The organism is Xanthomonas sp. NCPPB 4037, from assembly GCF_041475695.2.
Classification (GTDB): Bacteria; Pseudomonadota; Gammaproteobacteria; order Xanthomonadales; family Xanthomonadaceae; genus Xanthomonas; species Xanthomonas campestris.
The window spans coordinates 1,945,484-1,965,026 of record NZ_CM191261.1 but is presented as its reverse complement, the minus strand read 5'-3'; the positions used below and the strand labels follow the sequence as shown (position 1 = coordinate 1,965,026).

The following is a 19,543-nucleotide window of genomic DNA, read 5'->3' as shown; positions in this document are numbered from 1 at the left end:
TCAGCAGCAGTCAGCCTGCACCGCTGACGGGACGAGCGAGCAGTTGGCCAACCCTGCGCTCCAGGTCGGCTGCCAGGAATGGCTTGGTCAGCACTTCCATGCCTGTTTCCAGTTGCCCGGCGCCTACGGCCGCGCTCGCTGCGTAGCCGGTCACGAACAACACCGGCAGCGCTGGCCGCTGCAGACGGCCGGCATCGGCCACCTGCCGCCCATTGAGCGCGCCAGTGAGGCCGACGTCGGTCACCAGCAGGTCGATCACCGCCGCCGATTGCAGGCGCTCCACCGCGGTACTGCCGTCCGCGACGTCGATGACCCGGTAGCCGGCATCGGTCAGCACTTCGCAGATCAGGATGCGGATCGGCGCTTCATCTTCCACCAACAACACGGTCTTGCTGTCGCCGACCGTTGGTGACGTGGGCGCCTCGATGGCGGCCTGGTCGGCGGGCAACGGTTCGCCGAGAAAACGTGGCAGGTACAGCGACATGGTGGTGCCGACCTCGGCTTCGGAATGCATACGCACCTGCCCGCCGGACTGCCGGGTAAACCCGTAGATCATCGACAGACCGAGGCCGGTGCCCTGCCCGATCGGCTTGGTGGTGAAGAACGGCTCGAACACCTTCTCCATCACCTCTTCGCTCATGCCGGTGCCGGTGTCCTGCACGCTCAGGCACACGTATTGCCCTTCCGGCAGCTCCAACTGCTGCGCGGCGCTGCCACGCAGCTCGGCATTGGTAATGGCGATGGTCAGGGCACCGCCATCGGGCATGGCGTCGCGTGCATTGATGCACAGGTTGAGCAAGGCGTTTTCCAGCTGCGGCGCATCGACCAGCACCTGCCACGCTTGCGCATCGGCACGCAGTTGCAGCGCGATCGATGGTCCCAGCGTGCGCGCAATGATCTCGCGCATGCCGCGCACCAGCGTTTCCACTTCCAGCGCGGTGGGCGCCAGCGTTTGCCGCCGCGAAAACGCCAGCAGGCGCTGGGTCAGCGCCGCCGCACGCGCCGCGCTGGATTGCGCCATCTCCACGTAGCGCTCCAGCCGGTCGTAACGGCCTTGCGCGATGCGCGTTTGCAGCAGCTCCAGCCCCACGCTGATGGCAGTCAACAGATTATTGAAGTCATGCGCCAGCCCGCCGGTGAGCTGCCCCACCGCTTCCATCTTCTGGCTCTGGCGCAATTTTTCTTCGGCCAACAACAACTCGGCGGTGCGCTCGCGCACGCGCTCTTCCAGGGTATCGGTGAGCTGGCGCAACTGCGCCTCGGCCTGCCGCTTGTCGGTGATGTCGGTGGCGGTGCCGAACCACTCGATGATGCGCGCGTGCGCATCCAGCAGCGGCACCGCACGCATCTGCGTCCAGCCGGTCTGCTGGCCGGGAAGATTGACGCGGTACTCCACATCCAGGCTGGCCGTGTTTGCGATCGCGGTGGCAATGGCTTGTGCCAGCTGCGCGCGATCGTCCGGATGCACCAGCTCCTGCTGCCAGCGCGGATTGGCCGGCAGGTCGTCACTGAGCACGCCATTGCCCACGCGGTGGCGCAAGGCACTCCAATCGGCACTGGCCGAAAAGATCGCATGCGACGACGCACGCACCAGCGCATCCAGGCGGCGCTCGCTCTTGAGCAACGCTTCGCCGGCCAGGCGCTCGGCGGTGCGGTCGCGCAACACCTTGACGAACCCGATGGCCGCGCCGGTTTCCTCGCGCAACACCATCATCGAGCCGTTGGCCCAGAAGCGCTCGCCGGAGCTGCGCACATGCCAGCGCTCATCCGTGCCGCTGCCTGTTTCCAACGCGCTCGCCATTTCGATCAGCAGTTGCTTGCGTGCGATGTCCTCGGGGGTGAAGGTGCGCTCCAGCGTCTGGCCCAGCATGTCGGCCTCGGCCCAGCCCAGGATGCGCCGCGCGCCCTCATTCCAGGACGTCACCCGGCCCTGCAGATCGGTGGCGATGATGGCGTAATCCATCACGCTGTCCAGGATCTGCCGGTTGCGCACCTCCGCTTCGCGCACGGCGCGTTCCAGGCTGAGGCGGTCGGTGATATCCAGGCCCTGGATGAACACGCCGGAGATCGCACCATCGCTGCCGGTGATCGGCTGATACACCAGATCCAGCAGGCGCTGCTCCACCGCACCGTCCGGCTCGGCCTGCATGGTGTAGGCAAGCGCATTGGCCGTGTACCCACGGCCGGAGCGGTACACCTCGTCCAGCGGCTGCAGGTAGCCCTGCTCGGCCGCGTCCGGCAATGCCTCGGCCAGCGGCTTGCCGATCACATCGCGGTGCCCGATCAGCTTCGAATAGCCATCATTGACGAACTCCACCCGATGCTGCGGCCCGGTGAGGAACGCCATGAACATCGGCGCCTGCTCGAACAACCGGATCAGGCGTTCGTGTTCGTCGGCCAGGTGCTGCTGCGCCAGCTTGCGATCGGTGACCTCGTTGGTGACGCAGAACGCACCGCCGACGCGGCCATCGTCCAGATAGATCGGCGAAAACGAAAACGTCCACCAGGTCTGCTCCGGGCTGCCGTGCCGATTCATGCCGATGGGCATTTCCTCGAAGCGCGACGCGTGGCCGGCAAACGCGGCCTCGATCGGCCCACGCAAGGCGTCCCACGCATCGGCCCACAACGCGCGCAACGGCGCGCCCAACGCACGCCGTTGGCGCGGGCCCAGGATCGGGGTGTAGGCGTCGTTGTAGAAGAATGTCAGCGCCTCGCCCCACACCAGATACATGCTTTCGGGCGAGCTGAGGATGAGGTTGACCGCGCTGCGCAGCGGTGCCGGCCATTGTGTTGGCGGCCCAAGCGGCGTCAGCGCCCAATCGTGCTCGCGCACCGCTTGCGCCATGATGCTGGCACCGTGCGGAAATGCCGCCGTCACGCGCGTTCCCGCCGCACCTGCGGGGCCATCATCGCGCACGGCAGCGACACTTCGCCGATAAACACCTCTACGGCGTTGACGCTGGCGAACAACGCCGTGGCATCCGTGGTCACGCGTGCATACATGTGTCTGAACACCAGAAAGCAAAGGGAATGCGACATCTCGGCTGCACGTGACGAGGGCTAGCAGCCGCTACCGCCAATGATGGGAGTGCGGCGCAGCCACGTCCAGCACGCACGCCTGGAGTGCAGGTTGCTGTTGTCGCAGGTCGCTGATGAAGGTGTCGCGTTCTTTGCTGATGGTGTGGCAGGCATCAGCCACGCAAGCGCGCTCAATCATGCCGCGCCGCTAGATGCTGCTGTAAGTGCAAGACCACGCATGCTGGTGCTTGCGTATTTGCCAATCGGTCGTGATCTGGCGATTCGGGCTTGCTGTGCATCCAGAACGCATCTTGATGTTGATGCACCATTGGCGTGCAACAAAGCGATGGCATGCATCAGTGCGCGCGCATGCACAACAATGCAGCACGTGCACGACAGTTTGTTTGCACGCAGGTGATCGCGCTCTTACACAGTTGAAGTTTTTGCGCTGAGTCACAGCTCGCGAAATCCAGCGTTGACGCTCGCGCTCGCTTGACGGATATCTAACTCACCGCGTGCCACTGCGTGGCGATAGGGGCGCGGCAACCACCATTCACTGACAGGCCTACACAGGCGGCCTTCGGCTGCCCGCGACATCAACGCAATCACGCATCTCGCTCGACAGGTGGCGGACGTTTCCGGTGCCTGGCGCCAGCGGCGTGCGCCCAACACACACACCACCCACGGAGATGTGCCGCTATGCGTTTGGGAATCTTTCTCGCCGTTTTCCTCCTCACCACCTTCAGTGCCGGTGCCCAGGCCCAGGTGGTCACGCTCAACAAGGGCGGCTTTCTGCTGCGCTACGACTGCACCAACCGCACGGCCTTGCGTTACGAATACACGCTCACCGCCGACACCGGCTCGGCCGCGCGTCCGTCCAGCTTCTTTCTCGACACCGACCTGCCCAGCGGTTGCGCCGGCCAGACCACCACCAATTCGTATGCGAGCGTGCGCTCCGGCTACGACCGTGGCCATCTGGTCACCTCCAACCACATGGACTACAACGCCACCTATATTCGCCGCGCGAACTTCATGTCCAACATCGTGCCGCAGGTGGCTGGCTTCAACCAGGGCATCTGGGTGCGTGCAGAAAATGTCGCCGAGTGCTATCGCGATATCGCCAGCGTGCAGGTCTATGGCGGTGTGATCTATAGCGACACCAGCAACGATTATTTTCTGACCAGCCACGGCATCCGCACACCGGATTTCTTCTGGAAGACCATCATCACCGCCAACCCGGGCGGCGGCACGCGCGCGATCAGCTGGCTGATTCCCAACAGCGCCACGCTTGGCTCGCTCGACAGCTACATCGTCAGCATCGACGAGCTGGAAGACCTCTACGGTGCCAGCGAGATCGGCATCTCCGCACCGGCGGCGGTGAAGGCAATGCTGCCTGCAACCACCTGGCCACAGCCGAGCAATTGCGACCTGGGTTAACCGATCTGACGTAATGCGCAAGAAGCCCTGTCCGCAGGGCTTTTTGCTTTTGTGCGCGGCGCATATTCGCGCTACATGCTAAAGCTGCTACCTGCTTGCGCTCCGCGCATTGCATGGCCGGCGAGATTGTCTCTTGCCGTTCGCCCGCACTGCTAAGAGCGGCTAACAAAACGTAGCGAGCAGCCGTCAGTTGGGTGCGGACGGCGCGGAGGAACCGGAGTGTACGGGGGTACATGAGGATTCGGAGCACCGGCCGCGCCCGCCTGGCGGCTGCGCAGTAGTTTTGATAGCTGCTCTAAACATCGGTGGCGCGTTTGTGATCAGGTTCGTGCCCGACGCCCACGCCGATGCATACGCGCGCCGCAACTGCAGTGCGTCCCGATGCCGAGCCACCGCGTGGCGGTGGCTGGCCTTGAGCGCGGTGGACTGTCGGGTTACGTGTGGAACTTGATCGCCGCGCAGTATCTACCCATCAGGGCCGCGCTCTTCCAGGCCATGCCAGGCCAGAATCTCGTCGATGCGCCGACCGACAAAGCCTGCATCTTCGACCGACAACGCGCGTGCCTCGATGACCTCGGCCATCCCGGCAAAGGCTTGCCAGAAATGGCAGCGGTCCGGGCACGACTTCAGCAACGCCGGCACCGCGGCATCGAGATGATCCAAATGGGTGCGCAGCGCGGTTCGATCCATCCAACCCAGTATCGGCCACGCCGTCTCACGACATGAGACACGCACTGGCGACACTTCGGCCATGGCACCCACACCTCACCCGCCCACCAGTCTGTTCGAGCAGCTCTGCCGGCGCGTGGCGACCAGGGCGGACCCGTGGGAGGCGATCGAAGCGTTCGAGCGCGACCTGCTCCGCCGCTATCCCGACGATGGCGCCGAAGCAGTGGAACTAGTGATGGCCTTTGCCTCCAGACTTGGCCTGCTGTCGCGGCAGGCGCTCGACCGCCAGCGCGACGCGTAAGCGCAGGGCGGCAAGACGCAACGCGGAGCCTGCGGTCAGCCGATCCGTTCGAACCGCGGCCGCATCATGCCCTCTACCTCGACCTGCGCCACAAACATCTCGAATGGCCGCACCCACATCCCTACGTCCGTCTCGAGCGGGCGGTACAGCACCAGCGGCGCCAATGTCTCGCTGTGACGAACCACGCCCAGCACCTCGTAGTGTCCCCCTTTGAAATGCCGATAACGGCCGGGCTCGATGGAAGGGAGTGGAGGCAAGGAGGGCATGGGCATGCATCATGAGTGGAAGTGCGCAAGGGTAGCGTAGCTTTGCCGACCGCGTTGCGCAGAGGCAGCGGACTGCAGGGCTCGCGCTCGCGATCAGCAGACGACATGACGCGTGCTGGCAGACTTGCGTCAAAACACTGCAGCTTGCTTAGGCGCTGTGCGCGATGCGTGCAGGCTACGCATCGTGCTCCGCAAATAAAGCGCCCTGCTGCGGTGGATAAATCAAATCCGTGCCTGCCGCCTGCGCGCCGGGCGTCAGTTGGTGCGGCTGCGGGGGCTTCTCGCTCATCACGTGCAACACTGCATGGCCGCGGTGCACCAGCAGATCGGAAATCAACCGGCGGTGGCACTGCCACCACAGCGCCTCTGCACACATCAGCGCGCTACGCGTGCTCGCCGCAAGCGTGGTCACCTGCGTGAATGCCTGCTGGAATTCCGCACTGTTCATGTGGTCGGCATAGCCCTGAAACGCGGCATTACGCCAGGCCCCATTCGGCGATCCCGGCTGCGCGCGCCGTCGTCCACCGAGCTGCGGCAACCAGACGTAGGCCAAGCCGATCTCGGCCAACGCCGATGCCATTACGTCACTTGCAAACCACGGATACCGCCTGGAGCCAGGAAAGCGCCGCACATCCACCACCGCCTCAATGTGGTGCACGCGCAGCAGTGCGACAAACGCTTCCCAACTGCGTGTGGAATGGCCAATCGTCCAGACGGTGCTGGGAGCACCGGTATCCGCTTTGGCCAACACATGTACCTCGTGGATCTGCGGCGTTTCAGTGTTCATCGCCATGGCATTCGTTGATCGCGAAAGTTCAGTGCGACCGTAAAAGATCTGCCACGCACGCGAGGTGAACTGGCTGTTGCGCCAGTGCATGTGTTTGCTGGCTGCAATTTCGCAACGTCGCTGCAAATGCCGCCGCTCCGAGACTCCCGCCTTTCTGTTGCTTGCACGCCAACGAATCCTCGTGACTGTCTGCTCACAGCACACGCAAGCCAACTCAACCGGCGTCATCACCGCACCGCGATGACCGCCTCACACCTCTTGCACCGAGCGCTGCTTAGCTTTTCGTGATGAACGCACGCATCAGTCCGATGACACTCATTTCGTCATCACCTTCTCCAGCATCTGCGCAGAGCGGCCTCGACCTGGCCGCAGTGAATACGTGGTTGGCCATGCATCCCACGCTGCCCCTACCTGGGCGTGGCAACACCCTCGCACGCTGGCGCATCCTCGCCGACATTGCGGCGGCGGACTTGTGCGTTGCCAAATTGTTGGAGGCGCACTACGACGCGCAGGCCATCTGCGCGGACCTGGGCAGTGATCTCATGCAGCCAGAGCAGTGCTGGGCCGTGTGGGCGGCCGAGCCGCCCGGCACGGACATGCACTTCACCGGCAACGCATTGCACGGCACCAAGGCCTGGTGCTCGGGCGCAGCGCATGCCACGCATGCACTGGTCACCGCGCCGCACCAGGGTGCCCCTGGCCTGTGTGCCGTCGCGCTCGATCAACCCGGCGTTCGGATCGATGCCAGCGCGTGGCAGGCGCTCGGCATGCACGCGATCGAAACGGCCAACGTCACCTTCTGTGCCACGCCGGCACAGCTGGTCGCCGCAGATGGCGGCTATCTGGCGCGCCCGGGATTCTGGCACGGCGGTGCCGGCATTGCCGCGTGCTGGTTCGGCGCAACCGCGGCGGTGGCAGACGTATTGCGGCAATCACCGCGCGTGCGTCGTGACCCACACGCCGCTGCGCACCTCGGCGCCATCGATGCGGGCCTGGCCAGCACACGTGCGCTGATGCGTGAGGTGGCAGCACGCATTGATGCGCAGCCACACCTGGCGCATCAGCGCGAGGTGATGCAACTGCGCAGCAGTGTCGAGGCCATCGCCCGCGACACCGTGGATCGCGTCGCCCGCGCGCTCGGCCCGGGCCCGCTATGCATGCAGGGCGCGCATGCGCAGCGGTGTGCAGATCTGCTGGTCTTCATTCGCCAACACCATGCAGAGCGCGACCTGCAATCACTGGGCGAGCGCTGCCACCAGGAGGCGGCCGCATGGACGCTCTAGCAGGGCAGCCGATCGAAGGCACCGGAACGCCGGAATCGGTGTGGCGCGCTGCAGCCGTGCTCCAGCACATGCCGCAAGCGTCACTGGGCGCGCTGCTGCAGGATGCGCGGCGGCTGGTGGTGGTTGCACCACATCCGGACGATGAAGTGCTTGGCTGTGGGGGTTTGATGGCCGCCGCGCAAGCACACGGCATTCCGGTCTGTGTGATTGCGCTGACCGATGGCGAGATGGCCTACCCGCACGTGCCCGCCTGGGCGCCGCACCTGTTGGCGCCTGCGCGCAGGCAGGAACTCGGTGCGGCACTGGCGGCCCTTGGGCTGACCAATCACGCGGTGACCCATTGCGATCTTGGCGACGGCGCTTTGCACGAGCACGAAGACGCCATGACGCACGCGATTGCCAGCCATCTCCAGCCACAGGATCTTGTGTTGGTCACCTGGCACCGCGACGGGCACCCCGACCACGAAGCCGCTGCGCGTGCCACCCGCGCCGCCTGCGCACGCCACGGTGTGCGCCTGCTCACCTATCCGGTGTGGGCATGGCACTGGTCGCAACCGGGCGACGGCATTTTCGAGGACGACCGCGCACTGCGTTTCGAGCTCACGCCCGCCGTGCACGCCGCCAAACAGCGCGCGATCACGTGTTTTTCCACCCAGCTTGGCACCTGCACTCCGTCGGTCAACGAGCCGATTCTTCCGCCGCATGTGCTGGCGCGTTTCGATCGCACGTTCGAAGTGTTCTTCGCATGAGCGTGTTGAACAGCGACGACTTCGAGCAGCTCTACGCGGACGCTGACCCGTTCGGCTACCGCTCGCGCTGGTACGAGCAACGCAAGCGCGCCGTGCTGCTGGCCGCCCTGCCCTTTTCCTTGGTCGACCGCGGCTGGGAGTTCGGCTGCTCAAATGGCGAGCTCACCGCAGAGCTGGGCACGCGCTGCACCCGCTTGCTGGCAACCGATCTTTCTCACCACGCCGTCAAGCTGGCCAGCGAGCGCGTGCAGCAGCACCCAGGCATCACGCTGCAACAAGCCAACCATCCGGCCGACTGGCCAACCGGTCAATTCGACCTGATCGTCTTCAGCGAAGTCGGTTATTACCTCGACGCAAATGCATTCGAGCGCACCGTCGCCTTGTTCGCCACATCGCTGGCGCCGCAAGGTTGCCTGGTGGCCTGCCACTGGCGGCATCCGTTCGAAGGCGCGGTGCGCAGTGCGGAGCAGGTGCATCAAGCGCTCGATCAGGTGCTGGCGTGCGATACCCTGTGCCGCTACGAGGATGCAGATTTCCTGCTGCAGGCATGGATGGCCGGCCCCTCGATCGCACAACGCGAGCAGTTACGATGATCGCGGTCACCATCCCCGCGCATAACGAGCAGGCACTGATCGGGCCGTGCCTGCAGTCCATCCGCGTGGCCGCGCAGCACCCGGCACTACAGGGCGAAGCGGTCGAGATTCACGTCGCACTGGACCGCTGCACCGATCAAACCGGCGTCATCGCCCGCGCGCACGGCGCGATCACCCAGGAGGTGTGCGGCGGCGTGGGTGTTGCACGCGCGGCCGCCGCACGCGCGGCGATTGCGCGCGGTGCGCATTGGCTGGCGTGCACAGATGCCGACACCCGAGTGCCGCCCGATTGGCTTGCGGCACAACTCGCCTGCGCGGCAGATGCCTTCTGCGGCGTCGTGGAAGTGACCGACTGGCGCGATCACCTGAGCCAGACCCGCGCCGCGTTTCTGGCCAGCGAAATCCGGCACGACGGCCATCCGCATGTGCATGGCGCGAACATGGGCATGCGGGCCTCCGCCTATCTGGCCGCCGGCGGCTTTTCCAACGCGAGTAGCAGCGAAGATGTCGCGCTGGTCGTCGCCCTGGAACAGGCCAGCATGCGCATCGCGCGCCTGGCCAGCCCGGTGGTGAACACCAGTGCGCGCCGCAGTGCACGTGCCAGTGGCGGCTTCGCCGATTATCTGCTGCGCCTGGAGGCAACCCTGCTGGCAGCCAGCCCAAGCCTGGGCTGACCCTCTCTACTAAGAGCAGCGATCAAAACGACTGCGCAGCTGCCAAGCGGGCGCGGCCGGTGCTCGGAATCGGCATGTACCCCGTACACCCCGGTTCCTCCGCGCCGTCCGCACCCAGCTGACGACTGCTCGCTACGTCTTGTTAGCCGCTCTAAGGCTGGCGGCCAGCCTATCCGCCAGCGAGTTCAAAACCGGACTGACCAAGCGACACACGCAGCTACTGCGAATCGCTCTGGGGTGCCAATGCGCCGCAAGCAGCCTTTGGCTTCGTTCGGCAACTTGTCGGCGATCCGCACGCGTCCCCACCTGCATGGCGCCAACGCCGATAAAATCGCCGCACGGCCTCACGGCATCACCATGGTTTGCCCATGCAGGATCAGAACATCCACCCCGGCGCCGCAGTCGCACCGGGATACCTCGCCAACCACGCCGCGCGCGTGTTCAACCGGCTGGTCGACAGCGCGCTCAGGCAGCACGGCGTCTCGTTGGCGCTGATCGGCCCGATCCTGCTGCTGTCGTGGAAGGGCCCCATGCTGCAGCGCGACCTGGTCAACGACTCGGCGGTCAAGCAGCCGGCGATGGTCGCCTTGCTGGGCAAACTCGAAGCACAGAAGCTCATCAAGCGCACCGCCACCCCGCAGGACCGCCGCGCCGCGCTGGTGTCGCTCACCGCCAGTGGCCGCAAGATGGCGGCGATCGGCGGCCAGGTGCTGCTGGATCTGAATGCCGAGGCGCTGCAGGGCTTCACCCAGCAGGAAGCCGCGCAAACGGTCGCCTTGCTGCAGCGCCTGATCGTCAACCTGGAGCGGTCTGCGCAGACCATGTAATATCACTCCTGATATTTCCAGCCCAGGCACACCCATGACGCGTCGCATCCTCATCACCGGCGCGAGCATTGCCGGCAATACTACAGCCCTCACCCTCGCCCGCCACGGAGTCGACGTCACCGTGGTGGAGCGCGCCGCCGGCTTTAGGGACGGCGGCCAGAACATCGACATCCGCGGCGTTGGGCGTGACGTCCTGAGCCGGCTGGGCCTGGAACAGGCCGCACTTGCACAGGGCACGGGCGAGGAAGGCACCGCCTGGGTGGACGCCGACGGCGCGCCCGCCGCCGAATTCAAGACCGACGCACTGGATGGCGACGGCCCCACGGCCGAAATGGAAATCCTGCGCGGCGACCTTGCGCGGCTGCTGTACGACGCTGCACGTGACCATGTCACCTACCGCTTTGGCGACTACATCACCGCCATCGAAGACGATGCTGCAAGCGCCATTGTCACTTTCAACAGCGGGCGCAGCGAACGCTTCGATGCTGTCATCGTCGCCGAAGGCGTGGGTTCGGCCACACGCGAGCTGGTCTTCCCCGGCGAAAACGCACCACGCTGGATGGACCTGACCATTGCCCACTTCACCATCCCGCGCGCAGCCGACGATGACCGCATGTGGCGCTGGTATCACGCCCCCGGCGGCCGCAGCGTCTCGTTACGGCCAGACCGGCACGGCACCACCCGCGCAATGCTCTCGATCCAGCAGCCACCAGATGGCGCGCAGGACTGGGACGTGGCCGCGCAGCAGCGCTACTTGCAAGAACGCTTCGCCGATGCCGGCTGGCAGACCCCGCGCGTGCTCGAAGGCATGCGCACCACCGACGACTTCTACTTCGACGCACTGCGCCAGGTGCGCATGCCGCGCTGGCACACCGGCCGCGTGTTGCTCACCGGCGATGCAGCCTGGTGCGCAACACCCTTGGCCGGCATTGGTGCCACCCTCGCGGTCACCGGCGCCTATGTGCTGGCCTGCGAGATCGTGCGCAACCAGGACCTGGAGCACGCGGCACAAGCCTACGACGCAGCCATGCGGCCCATGGTCGAACAAGGCCAGGGCGTCCCCAAGATCGGCCCACGCCTGATGAACCCGCACAGCCGGCTCGGCATCCGCCTGCTGCACGGCGTGCTCAAGCTCGCCAGCCAACCCAGCGTGCAAGGCCTCGCCAACACTTTCATGACCCCGGACATCAAGGCGCCGGATTTGTCTCGTTACGACTGAGGCTGCGGCAATGAGATGCGCCGCGTGAGTTGTTGCGCAATGCAACAGTGAGCGGATCTGCACGCAACCACGTAGCTGGATGCTATGGCGCAGCCTGCATGCACAGCATGCTTACCGCAGTCATGCTGTAGGCGCCGATGCTACGCGGCTCGATGACTGAACAGGCAATGCAAGTTTCGATGCGGGTTTAGCCCCCACTCCCGCCGAACTCTTCAGGCTTCGAATCCCACTCTCTCCGCCATATCAGCGCCGGCTCGCGGAACGTAATTTTCTTTCGCGCTTAGCGTGGTTACGCCAAGCAATTATCAATTCCCTTTCTTGTTCTTGATCTCGGCAGCTTGGCGGGAAGTGCGCCTGTGTACCACGGTAGCTAGCAGGCTTAATCCGTTTCCTGACTTGCTTCCTGCCTGGCGAACCAATCGGCGTAAGGCGTGTTCTTGATCAGGTGACGATTGAAATCGGGTGCACCGTCGTTCCACCAGACCGCCCCACGCTCACCGAGTCCTGTTTTTGCAGCATCCACCTCACCGCGCGCTGCTTTGAGTTGCATCGCGTCGCGCGTACGTAGCGCCGCTTTGACCGCACGTCGCGCGTCCATCAAGGCATGCACCAGCGCATCGCGTGCTTCTGCCGGTAGATCAGGATTGGTCGCGCGCCACAAGCGCCCGCGGACTACGAGATACCGGCCATCCGGGGTGCGGAGAGGCCCGTCAGCTGCTTGCTTGGGAGTCGCGCTACGCATGTGTGGCAGAAATATCGAGAGACGCGGTAGTGAACCGTGCCTTCCGCGAATGCGATGTCGAGAAGCAGGAGGAGAGCCTTCGGAGTTAACTATTCGAGGCTTAGCGGCGGTCGAGGTCGAACGCACCAGACGATATGGCGGAGAGAGTGGGATCGGATCACCTCCGACTTAACCCATTCAATCCGTTGCAGAAAGCCTGCTTGGCAGGTTTCCTTTCGATGTTTCCTCGATCATAACGCCGGGCTTGGCTCGATTGCTAGCGCCCGCTTGCCATCGGCAAGTTGCTGACGCCATTGTCTGTCTGCATAAACTCGGACCTCACAGACATGAGCAACTCAAACAGCCCGCTTGAAGCACGTGTCGCCGTGTTGGTCGATTGCGACAACGTGCCGACCGACATCGTGGAGCACGCGTTGCTCATGGTGGCCCAGTTCGGCCGGGTCGTGCTGCGCCGTGGGTATGGCAACCACAACACCCTCGCCAGCAAGTGGCAGGAAGTCCTGGTCCGCCAGGCGTTCACCCCGTGCCTTCAATACCAATACGCCTCCGGCAAGAACACGGCCGACATCGCTTTGGCGCTCGACGCCTTGGAGGCGTTGTTCGATCACCGAGCCGACACCTTTTGCCTAGTGACGAGCGACTCGGACTTTTCTTACCTTTGCCGCAAGCTCCGGGAGCGTGGAGCGACGGTCTTCATTGTGGGCGAGCCCAAGACCCCGGATGCTTTGCGCAACGCCTGCGACCAGTTCTTCGAATGGGACCGGAAGGCCAAGGAAGCGGCAGCACCCGAAGTCCAGGGCAATGAACTTCCTGTCCTGAAATCGGAGGCGGCGAAAGAAGAAGCGCCCCGCGCTGAAGCCAAGCCGCTACCCAAGCGCCGCCCTCGGTTCTTGGTTGAAGCCGTCACCCTGCTGACGGGAGACACCTCTGAAGGCAAGGTTGGATTGGGAGCACTGGGCCAATACCTCAAACGCACTGACCCGTCCTTCTCACCCAACCTCTATGGCCATTCGGGGTTGCTCAATATGGTCAAAACCTACGACCTGCTGACCACGCAACGGGAGGAGGCCGGCGGCTGGTCGGTCAGCATCGCGCACAAGCCAGAACCCGCCGATACGGCGTGATTGCTCCCGTTGCCTCAGCGGACCATGTGCTTCTACAAACGACAAATCGGGGACGCCGACCCAGTTGAAATCTTTCCTATTCGTCAAATGGCATAACTGCCATCGAATTTCTTCGCGTATTCAAATTTGTGAAATGCAGCCACAAGCGAGCTCTTGCGTAAGCACCGTTTCTTGGTTGGATGAGGGCTCACCCAACACAGGAGCACCCATGCACCAAACTCAGATCCAGGTCGCCAGTCGCTTGCTCGGCCACCTTCTTCAGCAGCGCACCACACGCCTTCCACCTCATGAGGTCGAGGACATCCAATACTCACTCGACCTTGCGGCAGAGCTGTTGAGGCTCGGCGCGCCAGGCCCAGCCAGTCAAACCCACGCGTCAGCCATAGCCCCTTCCCAGCCCATCCTCGTCAAACGAGCGGCTGTCGATCGCAGCGTCGTGCCGACCATGCCCGCTTCAATCGAGGAATGGCGAGAGGCGCGCAAGAAGAAGAACAAGGACAACGTCCCCCGCCCCAAGGAGCCCACTGGGATTGAACACATAGACCTCCGGCCTCGCCCCCGGCCCCGGCATTAAGGCCAAGAAGAAAGCCCCGCAGATGCGGGGCTTTTGACATCCATCAGGGGCGTGGCCGACGGCGTGTTGGTTGCGGCGCTGGCATCGGCATCGGGGAGGGCTTGGGTGCAGCAGAAGCGGCCTTGACCAACTCGACAGACCCGCTCGCGATGTCGAGCTCAGGACTCGCAAGAACTTTCTCGCTCCACTGCTCCACCTCAGCTGTGCGGAGCTCAATTTCATTCTCGTAGTCATTCCAATGCTGCTCGGAGACCGCTGCCCTGGCTGTCGCCAGTTCGGCTGTTCGTTTTTCCAGCACGGCCAACCGCCGTCCTCGTCGCGTTTCCCATTCTTGAGAGGACCACTCGCCGTCGGGACGGGGATGGTCGCCGTTGAACTGCTCCCATGCCTGCTCAGCCAGGTGGAAGAGCTTCTCGGCACGCCCCACGGCCCTGCACCGCTGGGCGAACTTGAGCACGCTCCGTTTCAGACGGCCGAGTCGTTCGACCAGACCGTTGAGCCATCTGCGCAAATCAACGCTGTCGCCGAGTGTTGCTATATGCGCTGTGCATTGCCGCACCAGTCGCTGGGTGGAAGCCAAGGCGAGGTCAGACCGGGTCGAGAGGATCTCAGCTAGGTCACGAGCCGCCTCGGTGACCAGCTCACTGATGGGGCGGGGCGGCCGCACCTGGGTATCTTCCGCAGGCCGACCCAACGCATCGGAGAGGCGCATGCCTCTGAGCCCTTGGATTTCCAACCCCGGGACAGAGGACGGAAGGTCTTTTGGGGAGCCAACCCTGCGTCGACGATCGCGCTGTGCCTGGTCGTGGCTATGACCAGCGGAGCCCAGAGTTGCCCTGCCCTCCTGCTCGGCTCGCGCAAGCAACTGTTCGAACGCTTCCTCGTTCTCTCGAACGATGCGCGCGTTCTCGGCGGCACGGTCGGTCATCACGCCTTTGCGGGCCAGTGCGGTGGCGGTCTTGCCCACGTGCTTTGTGGGCTGGCGGGAGAGCACCATCGCTTCGGCCCAGTCCCCGCGAGCCAGAGCATCTTCGGCCTGGACTTCCAGGCGACGGTGGTCGACCCGCGCATCGATTCCCGCAGCGGCCAAGTGCTCGTTGATGGTGGATGCAATGGTGTGGCGGATCCACTCGATCTCGATCTTCCCAGACGCGCCGCCATCCAACTCCCGCGTCTTCTCGGCAAAGCCGTCGCTGGTCAACCGCCGCGTGGTGGCCAGCAAATGGACGTGGTGGTTCAAACCGTCGCGGGAACCTGGGGAGTGGATGCTGGCCTGGACGGCAAACCCGTAGCGGGCGACCAGGGCCTGTCCAATGGCAATGGCGAGGTCGGACCGCTGCTCGTCGCTGAGCTCGTGGGGCAAGGCCACCTCGAACTCACGGGCGACCACCGAGTTCTTGCGGTTTTCCGCGGCCTCGGCCTGTGGCCAGAGCTCTGCGGGGGAAAGGGCCCATGCTGGGGCATCCTGGGGGGCGAGGCACTCGGACATCACCACTCCAGCGCGACGGCGGTAATCGTGACGCTGACCGGTGAGGTGGTCGATGAGTAGCAGGCCGGCCCGGTAGGCGGCTGCAGCAACGGCAGAGTCGCCGCGGGAACGACTAAAAACTTTGACGCGAGAGTGGTAGATGGCCATGGAGAGCTCCGGATGAGTTTGCTCTCTTTATGCCGTGGCTTTTGATTTTCGCAAGCGCACCGCGCTTGGGGTCCAAGGGGCGGAGCCCTTTGCGCGCGCTATGTCGAAGACATTGCATCAGTGCGCTCTTGCTTGTTCTTAAAAGCTCTTGCTTTTCAGATCTTTTCGATTTTCGCAGCAGCCAAAATTCGGAGCTACTGCAAACTTGACGGGATGATTATTCTTGGTTCACTCAAGGCAGGACTACCGGAGTAACGCATGACGACCACCAACCACTATCACGATCAAATTCAACGCGCCGCGGAACGACTGGCTCAACTTCAAGCAAAGGAGCTTTTAGCCAGTCAACGCAAGGCGGCAAAGGCCAAGGAAACGCAGCGCCGCGACGAGGCGAAGCGACGCATGCGGATCGCTGAGCTCGTATTCCTCGCAGGCGCGGAATCGCTTGAGGATGCTGAGCTGGTGGGAGCTCTATTGGCCCATGTGGCAAATCGCAATGACCAGGAAAACCGGAACCACGCCTGCTCGCTAGGAGAGCTGCGGATGGCGATCACCAGCGCTGACAAAGGTCAACGAACCCATTGATCCGGATTTTCAATACTCGCGCTTGCTCGAGAGGGATAACTTGCGGCCGTCCAAAAGTTGAGCTACAAAGTGCCTGCCAGTGGGGGCATCCCCCCGGTGTTGTGCCCGCATGGCCTCTAGGCTCCGGGTGCCCGAGGTTCTCCCCTAGGAGGCACGGGAATCGTCCTTTGATTCCGGAGCCCTCTATGAGCAACAAGCGCCTCAAATCTCTTCGCACCAATGCCTTCCACGCACAGTCCGGCCGTTGCTACTACTGCGACCGGCCGATGTGGCTATCCTCACCCAGCGAACTGGGCTTACGTCCTCGCTCTGCACGTCTTTACCAGTGCACGGCCGAACACCTGATTGCTCAACAAGACGGCGGCTTGGATGTGCCCGAGAACGTGGTGGCCGCGCACACACGCTGCAATCAAGGACGCCACAAGCGGCAAGGGCCTGCACCATCTCCTGACTTGTTCAAACAGCTGGTTCGAAAGCGACTTGCAATGGGAAGATGGTGGCCCACGCCTCCAACTGGAACTCACATCGGATGTTGAGTCGTCGCCTGCTTCCCAGTGCCGTATTGCTGCTGACTGCCTGCTCCCCGACGTCCCCCCGCTCTGAGTAGCGGCCGGGTTTAGAGTCCGGGGTTGATGATATCGGTGTTGGCCAGCTGTTGGGCATACGCAGATGGCGTCATGCCGCCAATGGCCTTCTTGGGTCGCTCCTCGTTGTATTCGCGTCGCCAGCGTTCGATCTCGGTACGCGCATGCAGCAGGGTTGGGAACCAGTGCTCGTTGAGGCATTCGTCGCGCAGCCGGCCATTGAACGATTCGACGTAGGCGTTCTGGTTTGGCTTGCCAGGCTGGATCAGCCGTAACTGCACGCCACGCGCATGTGCCCAGGCCACCATCGCTTTGCCGCAAAACTCCTTGCCGTTATCTGTGCGGATCACCTGTGGCAAGCCGCGACTGTGCGCCAGCCGATCCAGCACGCGTGTCACGCCATGGCCCGAGATTGCGCGCTCCACCTCGATGGCGATCGCTTCGTGGGTTGCATCGTCCACGATCACCAGACACTTGATCACCCGCCCTTCGGCGGTGCGGTCGAACACGAAGTCCATCGACCACACCTGGTTGGCCTGCGCTGGCCGCAGCAGCGGTTGACGCTCGCCTATTGGGACCTTCTTGCGCTTGCGGCGGCGCACTTGCAGCTGCTGCTCGCGGTACAACCGTTCCACACGCTTGTAGTTCACGATGCGTCCTTCTTGCCGCAATTTGAGATAGATCATCCCCACGCCATAGCGGCGATGGCGATGTGCCAACGCACAGATGCGTTCGCGCAGCTCGCCATTGCGATCTTCGCGCGGGCAATAGCGCAGTGCACTGGCGCTCATACCGATCACTGCCAACGCACAACGCTCGCTGGCACCACGCCCGATCCACTCGCGCACCAGCGTCCGACGCGCCGGTGCGCTCACCACTTTTTTCGCAGCGCATCCTTGATCAGGTCGTTCTCGAACAGCTGCTCGGCCAGCAACTTCTTCAGCCGCGCGTTCTCGGACTCGAGGTCCTTGAGCCGCTTGGCATCGGGCACGCTCATCCCACCGAACTTGCTGCGCCACAGGTAGTACGAGGCCTCGCTGAAGCCATGCCGCCGGCACAGGTCCTTGATGGCGACGCCGCTTTCGGCTTCGCGCAGGAAGCCGATGATCTGTTCTTCGGAAAAACGCTTCTTCACGTCCAATCTCCTCGGGGTAGGGAATTGGACTCCAAACTGAGGCACTACTCAAAATTGGGGGGACGTCGGGTGCGCCTCAGCAAGAACCGAACGCTCTACCCCGAGCCCCTGCCCCTCGGCTCGCCAGCGCGCTTGCTCTCGGTCGAGATCTCGGATTACCTCGGGCACCGCGACCGTTGCTGCCTGGCCAAGGAGACCATCGACGCCACGGCCCGCACGTTGAAGTTGCTGCGGATTGCCTGTGGTGACATTCCTGTCTCGCGCATCGACCATGCTCACATCTACAGGCTGTGGGACCTGATGCGTTGGGCACCCCCGCTTCTGCTGTCCGATCCCAAATATCAGGCTTACACGTTCGAACAAGCCGTCGCCCTTGGCAAGGAACTCGGCGTGGCGCCCCCGGCTCCGGCCACGCTTGAGAAGCACCGACGATTCCTGGTTTCTTTCTTCGGCAAGCTGGTGAAAGCCAAAGCGATTCCGATGACGCCCATGGATGCTTTCGCTGAAATCAAGAAGGACTTGGTCGTAGACACGAGCAAGCCCGAGCGCTTGTTCGACGAGGAAGAGCTTCAGCGCATCTTTTCACCCAAGACGTTCCCAGCTTGGGCCAAGAAGTATCCCCACCGGTGGTGGCTGCCCATGATCTCGCTCTACACGGGGGCGCGCATCAACGAGCTCGCTCAGCTGAAGGTGGCTGACATCGTTGAGGAGGCCAAGGTGTGGTGCATCCGCATTCAAAAAACGGTCGACGCCGATCTCAGGCATAAGGATCGAGACAGGAGCCGTCAAAGCCTAAGAGGCAAAGCAGCAGTTCGCACCCTGCCCATCCCCAAACCATTGCTGGATGCTGGTTTCCTGGATTTCATTGAGGACATCAAGGCTACTGGCCATCCCAGACTCTTTCCGCATCTGTCTGCGGGCGTGAACCGGGAAACGGGTGAGACCAATGCGCGCTACAGCCAAGGCGCGGTGAACCAGTTCAGCAGCTACATGAAGACCTTGGGCTTCGGAAAGGGCATCGGCGCTCATGCCTTCCGCCACACGCTTGCCACAGAGCTTCACCACAAGAACGTGTCCGACCAAGACATCGCCCTCATTACCGGCCATTCGCTGCGGAAGAACGTCCCCGTCTTGCACGACGCGTATTTCCACAAGAAGCCAAAGCTCGCCCGGGCAACGCAGATCAGGATTCTGGCGAAATACAAGCCGCCGGTTGAGCTGCCCAAGTATGAGCGTGGGCAGTTTAAGGAGAGCTTGGCAGACCCGAGTAAGTTCTATCCGTGATGTAGAAAAGCGAAGTAGGTCGCAGAAGGACGGAATCCCAGCTTGTGCTACCCAAT

Annotated in this window: 22 protein-coding genes and 2 other RNA genes; 15 read left to right on the top strand and 9 right to left on the bottom strand. The window is 63.4% G+C overall.

Going from position 1 to position 19,543, the window contains the following annotated elements:
- Nucleotides 1–10: 10 nt before the first annotated feature.
- The gene (locus tag ACCQ01_RS08845; protein ID WP_228432526.1) at nt 11–2,878 is read right to left on the bottom strand and encodes a hybrid sensor histidine kinase/response regulator; all 2,868 of its coding nucleotides are present in this window, start codon (nt 2,876–2,878) and stop codon (nt 11–13) included.
- Nucleotides 2,875–3,003 carry a hypothetical protein gene (locus ACCQ01_RS08840; RefSeq protein ID WP_014507435.1) on the bottom strand — a complete coding sequence of 43 codons (129 nt, stop codon included), beginning with the start codon at nt 3,001–3,003 and terminating at the stop codon, nt 2,875–2,877. Before ACCQ01_RS08840 ends, ACCQ01_RS08845 begins: the two co-directional genes overlap by 4 nt.
- A gap of 127 nt (nt 3,004–3,130) precedes the next feature.
- Between ACCQ01_RS08840 and ACCQ01_RS08835 the strand changes: the two genes are divergently transcribed.
- Both ACCQ01_RS08835 and ACCQ01_RS08830 read left to right on the top strand, forming a co-directional pair.
- Nucleotides 3,131–3,436 (top strand): hypothetical protein, encoded by a 306-nt coding sequence (locus ACCQ01_RS08835; RefSeq protein WP_228432528.1) that lies wholly within the window; start codon nt 3,131–3,133, stop codon nt 3,434–3,436.
- Nucleotides 3,437–3,717: 281 nt separating this feature from the next.
- Nucleotides 3,718–4,455, top strand: coding sequence for a DNA/RNA non-specific endonuclease (locus tag ACCQ01_RS08830; protein WP_042598859.1), 738 nt, complete (start codon nt 3,718–3,720; stop codon nt 4,453–4,455).
- 160 nt (nt 4,456–4,615) lie between these two features.
- Here the strand turns inward: ACCQ01_RS08830 and ACCQ01_RS08825 are convergent.
- Nucleotides 4,616–4,690, bottom strand: a non-coding RNA gene (locus ACCQ01_RS08825) — sX9 sRNA.
- 230 nt (nt 4,691–4,920) lie between these two features.
- A complete protein-coding gene (locus ACCQ01_RS08820; protein ID WP_228432530.1) occupies nt 4,921–5,145 on the bottom strand; it encodes a hypothetical protein in 225 nt (74 codons plus the stop codon).
- A 61-nt stretch (nt 5,146–5,206) separates the two neighbouring features.
- Here ACCQ01_RS08820 and ACCQ01_RS08815 point away from each other — a divergent pair, with 61 nt between their 5' ends.
- Nucleotides 5,207–5,425: a hypothetical protein gene (locus tag ACCQ01_RS08815; RefSeq protein WP_228432532.1), complete on the top strand. Its 219-nt coding sequence runs from the start codon at nt 5,207–5,209 to the stop codon at nt 5,423–5,425.
- Nucleotides 5,426–5,460: 35 nt separating this feature from the next.
- On the opposite strand, the gene ACCQ01_RS08810 is transcribed toward ACCQ01_RS08815, so the two are convergent.
- Together ACCQ01_RS08810 and ACCQ01_RS08805 are read right to left on the bottom strand one after the other, a co-directional pair.
- A complete protein-coding gene (locus ACCQ01_RS08810; RefSeq protein WP_070694577.1) occupies nt 5,461–5,691 on the bottom strand; it encodes a DUF1653 domain-containing protein in 231 nt (76 codons plus the stop codon).
- Nucleotides 5,692–5,866: 175 nt separating this feature from the next.
- Entirely contained in the window at nt 5,867–6,478 is a 612-nt protein-coding gene (locus ACCQ01_RS08805) for a DUF488 domain-containing protein (protein ID WP_372358896.1), read from the bottom strand.
- Nucleotides 6,479–6,765: 287 nt separating this feature from the next.
- On the opposite strand from ACCQ01_RS08805, the gene ACCQ01_RS08800 reads away from it, so the two are divergent.
- From ACCQ01_RS08800 to ACCQ01_RS08770, 7 genes are all read left to right on the top strand, one after another.
- Nucleotides 6,766–7,761 (top strand): acyl-CoA dehydrogenase family protein, encoded by a 996-nt coding sequence (locus ACCQ01_RS08800; RefSeq protein WP_228432533.1) that lies wholly within the window; start codon nt 6,766–6,768, stop codon nt 7,759–7,761.
- Nucleotides 7,749–8,510, top strand: coding sequence for a PIG-L deacetylase family protein (locus ACCQ01_RS08795; RefSeq protein WP_228432535.1), 762 nt, complete (start codon nt 7,749–7,751; stop codon nt 8,508–8,510). Before ACCQ01_RS08800 ends, ACCQ01_RS08795 begins: the two co-directional genes overlap by 13 nt.
- A complete protein-coding gene (locus ACCQ01_RS08790) occupies nt 8,507–9,103 on the top strand; it encodes a methyltransferase domain-containing protein (protein ID WP_228432537.1) in 597 nt (198 codons plus the stop codon). Before ACCQ01_RS08795 ends, ACCQ01_RS08790 begins: the two co-directional genes overlap by 4 nt.
- Nucleotides 9,100–9,777, top strand: coding sequence for a glycosyltransferase family 2 protein (locus ACCQ01_RS08785; protein WP_228432538.1), 678 nt, complete (start codon nt 9,100–9,102; stop codon nt 9,775–9,777). Before ACCQ01_RS08790 ends, ACCQ01_RS08785 begins: the two co-directional genes overlap by 4 nt.
- 74 nt (nt 9,778–9,851) lie before the next feature.
- Nucleotides 9,852–9,925, top strand: a non-coding RNA gene (locus ACCQ01_RS08780) — sX9 sRNA.
- 220 nt (nt 9,926–10,145) lie between these two features.
- The gene (locus ACCQ01_RS08775; RefSeq protein WP_042598853.1) at nt 10,146–10,604 is read left to right on the top strand and encodes a MarR family winged helix-turn-helix transcriptional regulator; all 459 of its coding nucleotides are present in this window, start codon (nt 10,146–10,148) and stop codon (nt 10,602–10,604) included.
- A gap of 34 nt (nt 10,605–10,638) precedes the next feature.
- Nucleotides 10,639–11,823 carry an FAD-dependent monooxygenase gene (locus ACCQ01_RS08770; RefSeq protein WP_228432540.1) on the top strand — a complete coding sequence of 395 codons (1,185 nt, stop codon included), beginning with the start codon at nt 10,639–10,641 and terminating at the stop codon, nt 11,821–11,823.
- Nucleotides 11,824–12,202: 379 nt separating this feature from the next.
- Here ACCQ01_RS08770 and ACCQ01_RS08765 read toward each other — a convergent pair whose 3' ends face one another.
- Complete coding sequence (locus ACCQ01_RS08765; RefSeq protein WP_228432542.1) at nt 12,203–12,565, bottom strand: hypothetical protein; 363 nt, start codon at nt 12,563–12,565, stop codon at nt 12,203–12,205.
- A gap of 326 nt (nt 12,566–12,891) precedes the next feature.
- Between ACCQ01_RS08765 and ACCQ01_RS08760 the strand changes: the two genes are divergently transcribed.
- Nucleotides 12,892–13,689, top strand: coding sequence for an NYN domain-containing protein (locus ACCQ01_RS08760; protein WP_228432544.1), 798 nt, complete (start codon nt 12,892–12,894; stop codon nt 13,687–13,689).
- A 208-nt stretch (nt 13,690–13,897) separates the two neighbouring features.
- The gene (locus ACCQ01_RS08755; protein WP_311195713.1) at nt 13,898–14,263 is read left to right on the top strand and encodes a hypothetical protein; all 366 of its coding nucleotides are present in this window, start codon (nt 13,898–13,900) and stop codon (nt 14,261–14,263) included.
- 43 nt (nt 14,264–14,306) lie between these two features.
- Here the strand turns inward: ACCQ01_RS08755 and mobQ are convergent, their stop codons facing one another.
- Nucleotides 14,307–15,899: a MobQ family relaxase gene (gene mobQ, locus ACCQ01_RS08750; RefSeq protein ID WP_228432545.1), complete on the bottom strand. Its 1,593-nt coding sequence runs from the start codon at nt 15,897–15,899 to the stop codon at nt 14,307–14,309.
- A 258-nt stretch (nt 15,900–16,157) separates the two neighbouring features.
- On the opposite strand from mobQ, the gene ACCQ01_RS08745 reads away from it, so the two are divergent.
- Together ACCQ01_RS08745 and ACCQ01_RS08740 are read left to right on the top strand one after the other, a co-directional pair.
- Nucleotides 16,158–16,484 carry a conjugal transfer protein TraD gene (locus ACCQ01_RS08745; protein ID WP_116670932.1) on the top strand — a complete coding sequence of 109 codons (327 nt, stop codon included), beginning with the start codon at nt 16,158–16,160 and terminating at the stop codon, nt 16,482–16,484.
- Between the two features lie 185 nt (nt 16,485–16,669).
- Nucleotides 16,670–17,020: an HNH endonuclease gene (locus tag ACCQ01_RS08740; protein WP_116670933.1), complete on the top strand. Its 351-nt coding sequence runs from the start codon at nt 16,670–16,672 to the stop codon at nt 17,018–17,020.
- Between the two features lie 80 nt (nt 17,021–17,100).
- Here ACCQ01_RS08740 and ACCQ01_RS08735 read toward each other — a convergent pair.
- Nucleotides 17,101–18,203, bottom strand: a protein-coding gene (locus ACCQ01_RS08735; protein ID WP_503257891.1) for an IS3 family transposase whose coding sequence is annotated in 2 segments (ribosomal slippage) — nt 17,101–17,945 and nt 17,945–18,203 — 1,104 coding nt in all. Because the reading frame shifts where the segments join, the coding sequence is not laid out codon by codon here.
- Here ACCQ01_RS08735 and ACCQ01_RS08730 point away from each other — a divergent pair.
- The gene (locus tag ACCQ01_RS08730; RefSeq protein WP_372358864.1) at nt 18,114–19,487 is read left to right on the top strand and encodes a site-specific integrase; all 1,374 of its coding nucleotides are present in this window, start codon (nt 18,114–18,116) and stop codon (nt 19,485–19,487) included. The two genes, ACCQ01_RS08735 and ACCQ01_RS08730, sit on opposite strands and share 90 nt — an antisense overlap.
- The last annotated feature ends 56 nt before the right edge of the window (nt 19,488–19,543 follow it).

Excerpts from the sequence above, each read along its gene's own strand:
- ACCQ01_RS08810 (WP_070694577.1), bottom strand. The coding sequence starts at position 5,691 with ATGCCCTCCTTGCCTCCACTCCCTTCCATCGAGCCCGGCCGTTATCGG.
- ACCQ01_RS08820 (WP_228432530.1), bottom strand. The coding sequence starts at position 5,145 with ATGGATCGAACCGCGCTGCGCACCCATTTGGATCATCTCGATGCCGCG.
- ACCQ01_RS08830 (WP_042598859.1), top strand. The coding sequence starts at position 3,718 with ATGCGTTTGGGAATCTTTCTCGCCGTTTTCCTCCTCACCACCTTCAGT.
- ACCQ01_RS08815 (WP_228432532.1), top strand. The coding sequence starts at position 5,207 with ATGGCACCCACACCTCACCCGCCCACCAGTCTGTTCGAGCAGCTCTGC.
- ACCQ01_RS08765 (WP_228432542.1), bottom strand. The coding sequence starts at position 12,565 with ATGCGTAGCGCGACTCCCAAGCAAGCAGCTGACGGGCCTCTCCGCACC.
- ACCQ01_RS08785 (WP_228432538.1), top strand. The coding sequence starts at position 9,100 with ATGATCGCGGTCACCATCCCCGCGCATAACGAGCAGGCACTGATCGGG.
- ACCQ01_RS08730 (WP_372358864.1), top strand. The coding sequence starts at position 18,114 with ATGCCGCCGGCACAGGTCCTTGATGGCGACGCCGCTTTCGGCTTCGCG.
- ACCQ01_RS08790 (WP_228432537.1), top strand. The coding sequence starts at position 8,507 with ATGAGCGTGTTGAACAGCGACGACTTCGAGCAGCTCTACGCGGACGCT.
- ACCQ01_RS08755 (WP_311195713.1), top strand. The coding sequence starts at position 13,898 with ATGCACCAAACTCAGATCCAGGTCGCCAGTCGCTTGCTCGGCCACCTT.
- ACCQ01_RS08805 (WP_372358896.1), bottom strand. The coding sequence starts at position 6,478 with ATGAACACTGAAACGCCGCAGATCCACGAGGTACATGTGTTGGCCAAA.
- ACCQ01_RS08745 (WP_116670932.1), top strand. The coding sequence starts at position 16,158 with ATGACGACCACCAACCACTATCACGATCAAATTCAACGCGCCGCGGAA.
- ACCQ01_RS08775 (WP_042598853.1), top strand. The coding sequence starts at position 10,146 with ATGCAGGATCAGAACATCCACCCCGGCGCCGCAGTCGCACCGGGATAC.
- mobQ (WP_228432545.1), bottom strand. The coding sequence starts at position 15,899 with ATGGCCATCTACCACTCTCGCGTCAAAGTTTTTAGTCGTTCCCGCGGC.
- ACCQ01_RS08760 (WP_228432544.1), top strand. The coding sequence starts at position 12,892 with ATGAGCAACTCAAACAGCCCGCTTGAAGCACGTGTCGCCGTGTTGGTC.
- ACCQ01_RS08840 (WP_014507435.1), bottom strand. The coding sequence starts at position 3,003 with ATGTATGCACGCGTGACCACGGATGCCACGGCGTTGTTCGCCAGCGTC.
- ACCQ01_RS08795 (WP_228432535.1), top strand. The coding sequence starts at position 7,749 with ATGGACGCTCTAGCAGGGCAGCCGATCGAAGGCACCGGAACGCCGGAA.
- ACCQ01_RS08800 (WP_228432533.1), top strand. The coding sequence starts at position 6,766 with ATGAACGCACGCATCAGTCCGATGACACTCATTTCGTCATCACCTTCT.
- ACCQ01_RS08740 (WP_116670933.1), top strand. The coding sequence starts at position 16,670 with ATGAGCAACAAGCGCCTCAAATCTCTTCGCACCAATGCCTTCCACGCA.
- ACCQ01_RS08770 (WP_228432540.1), top strand. The coding sequence starts at position 10,639 with ATGACGCGTCGCATCCTCATCACCGGCGCGAGCATTGCCGGCAATACT.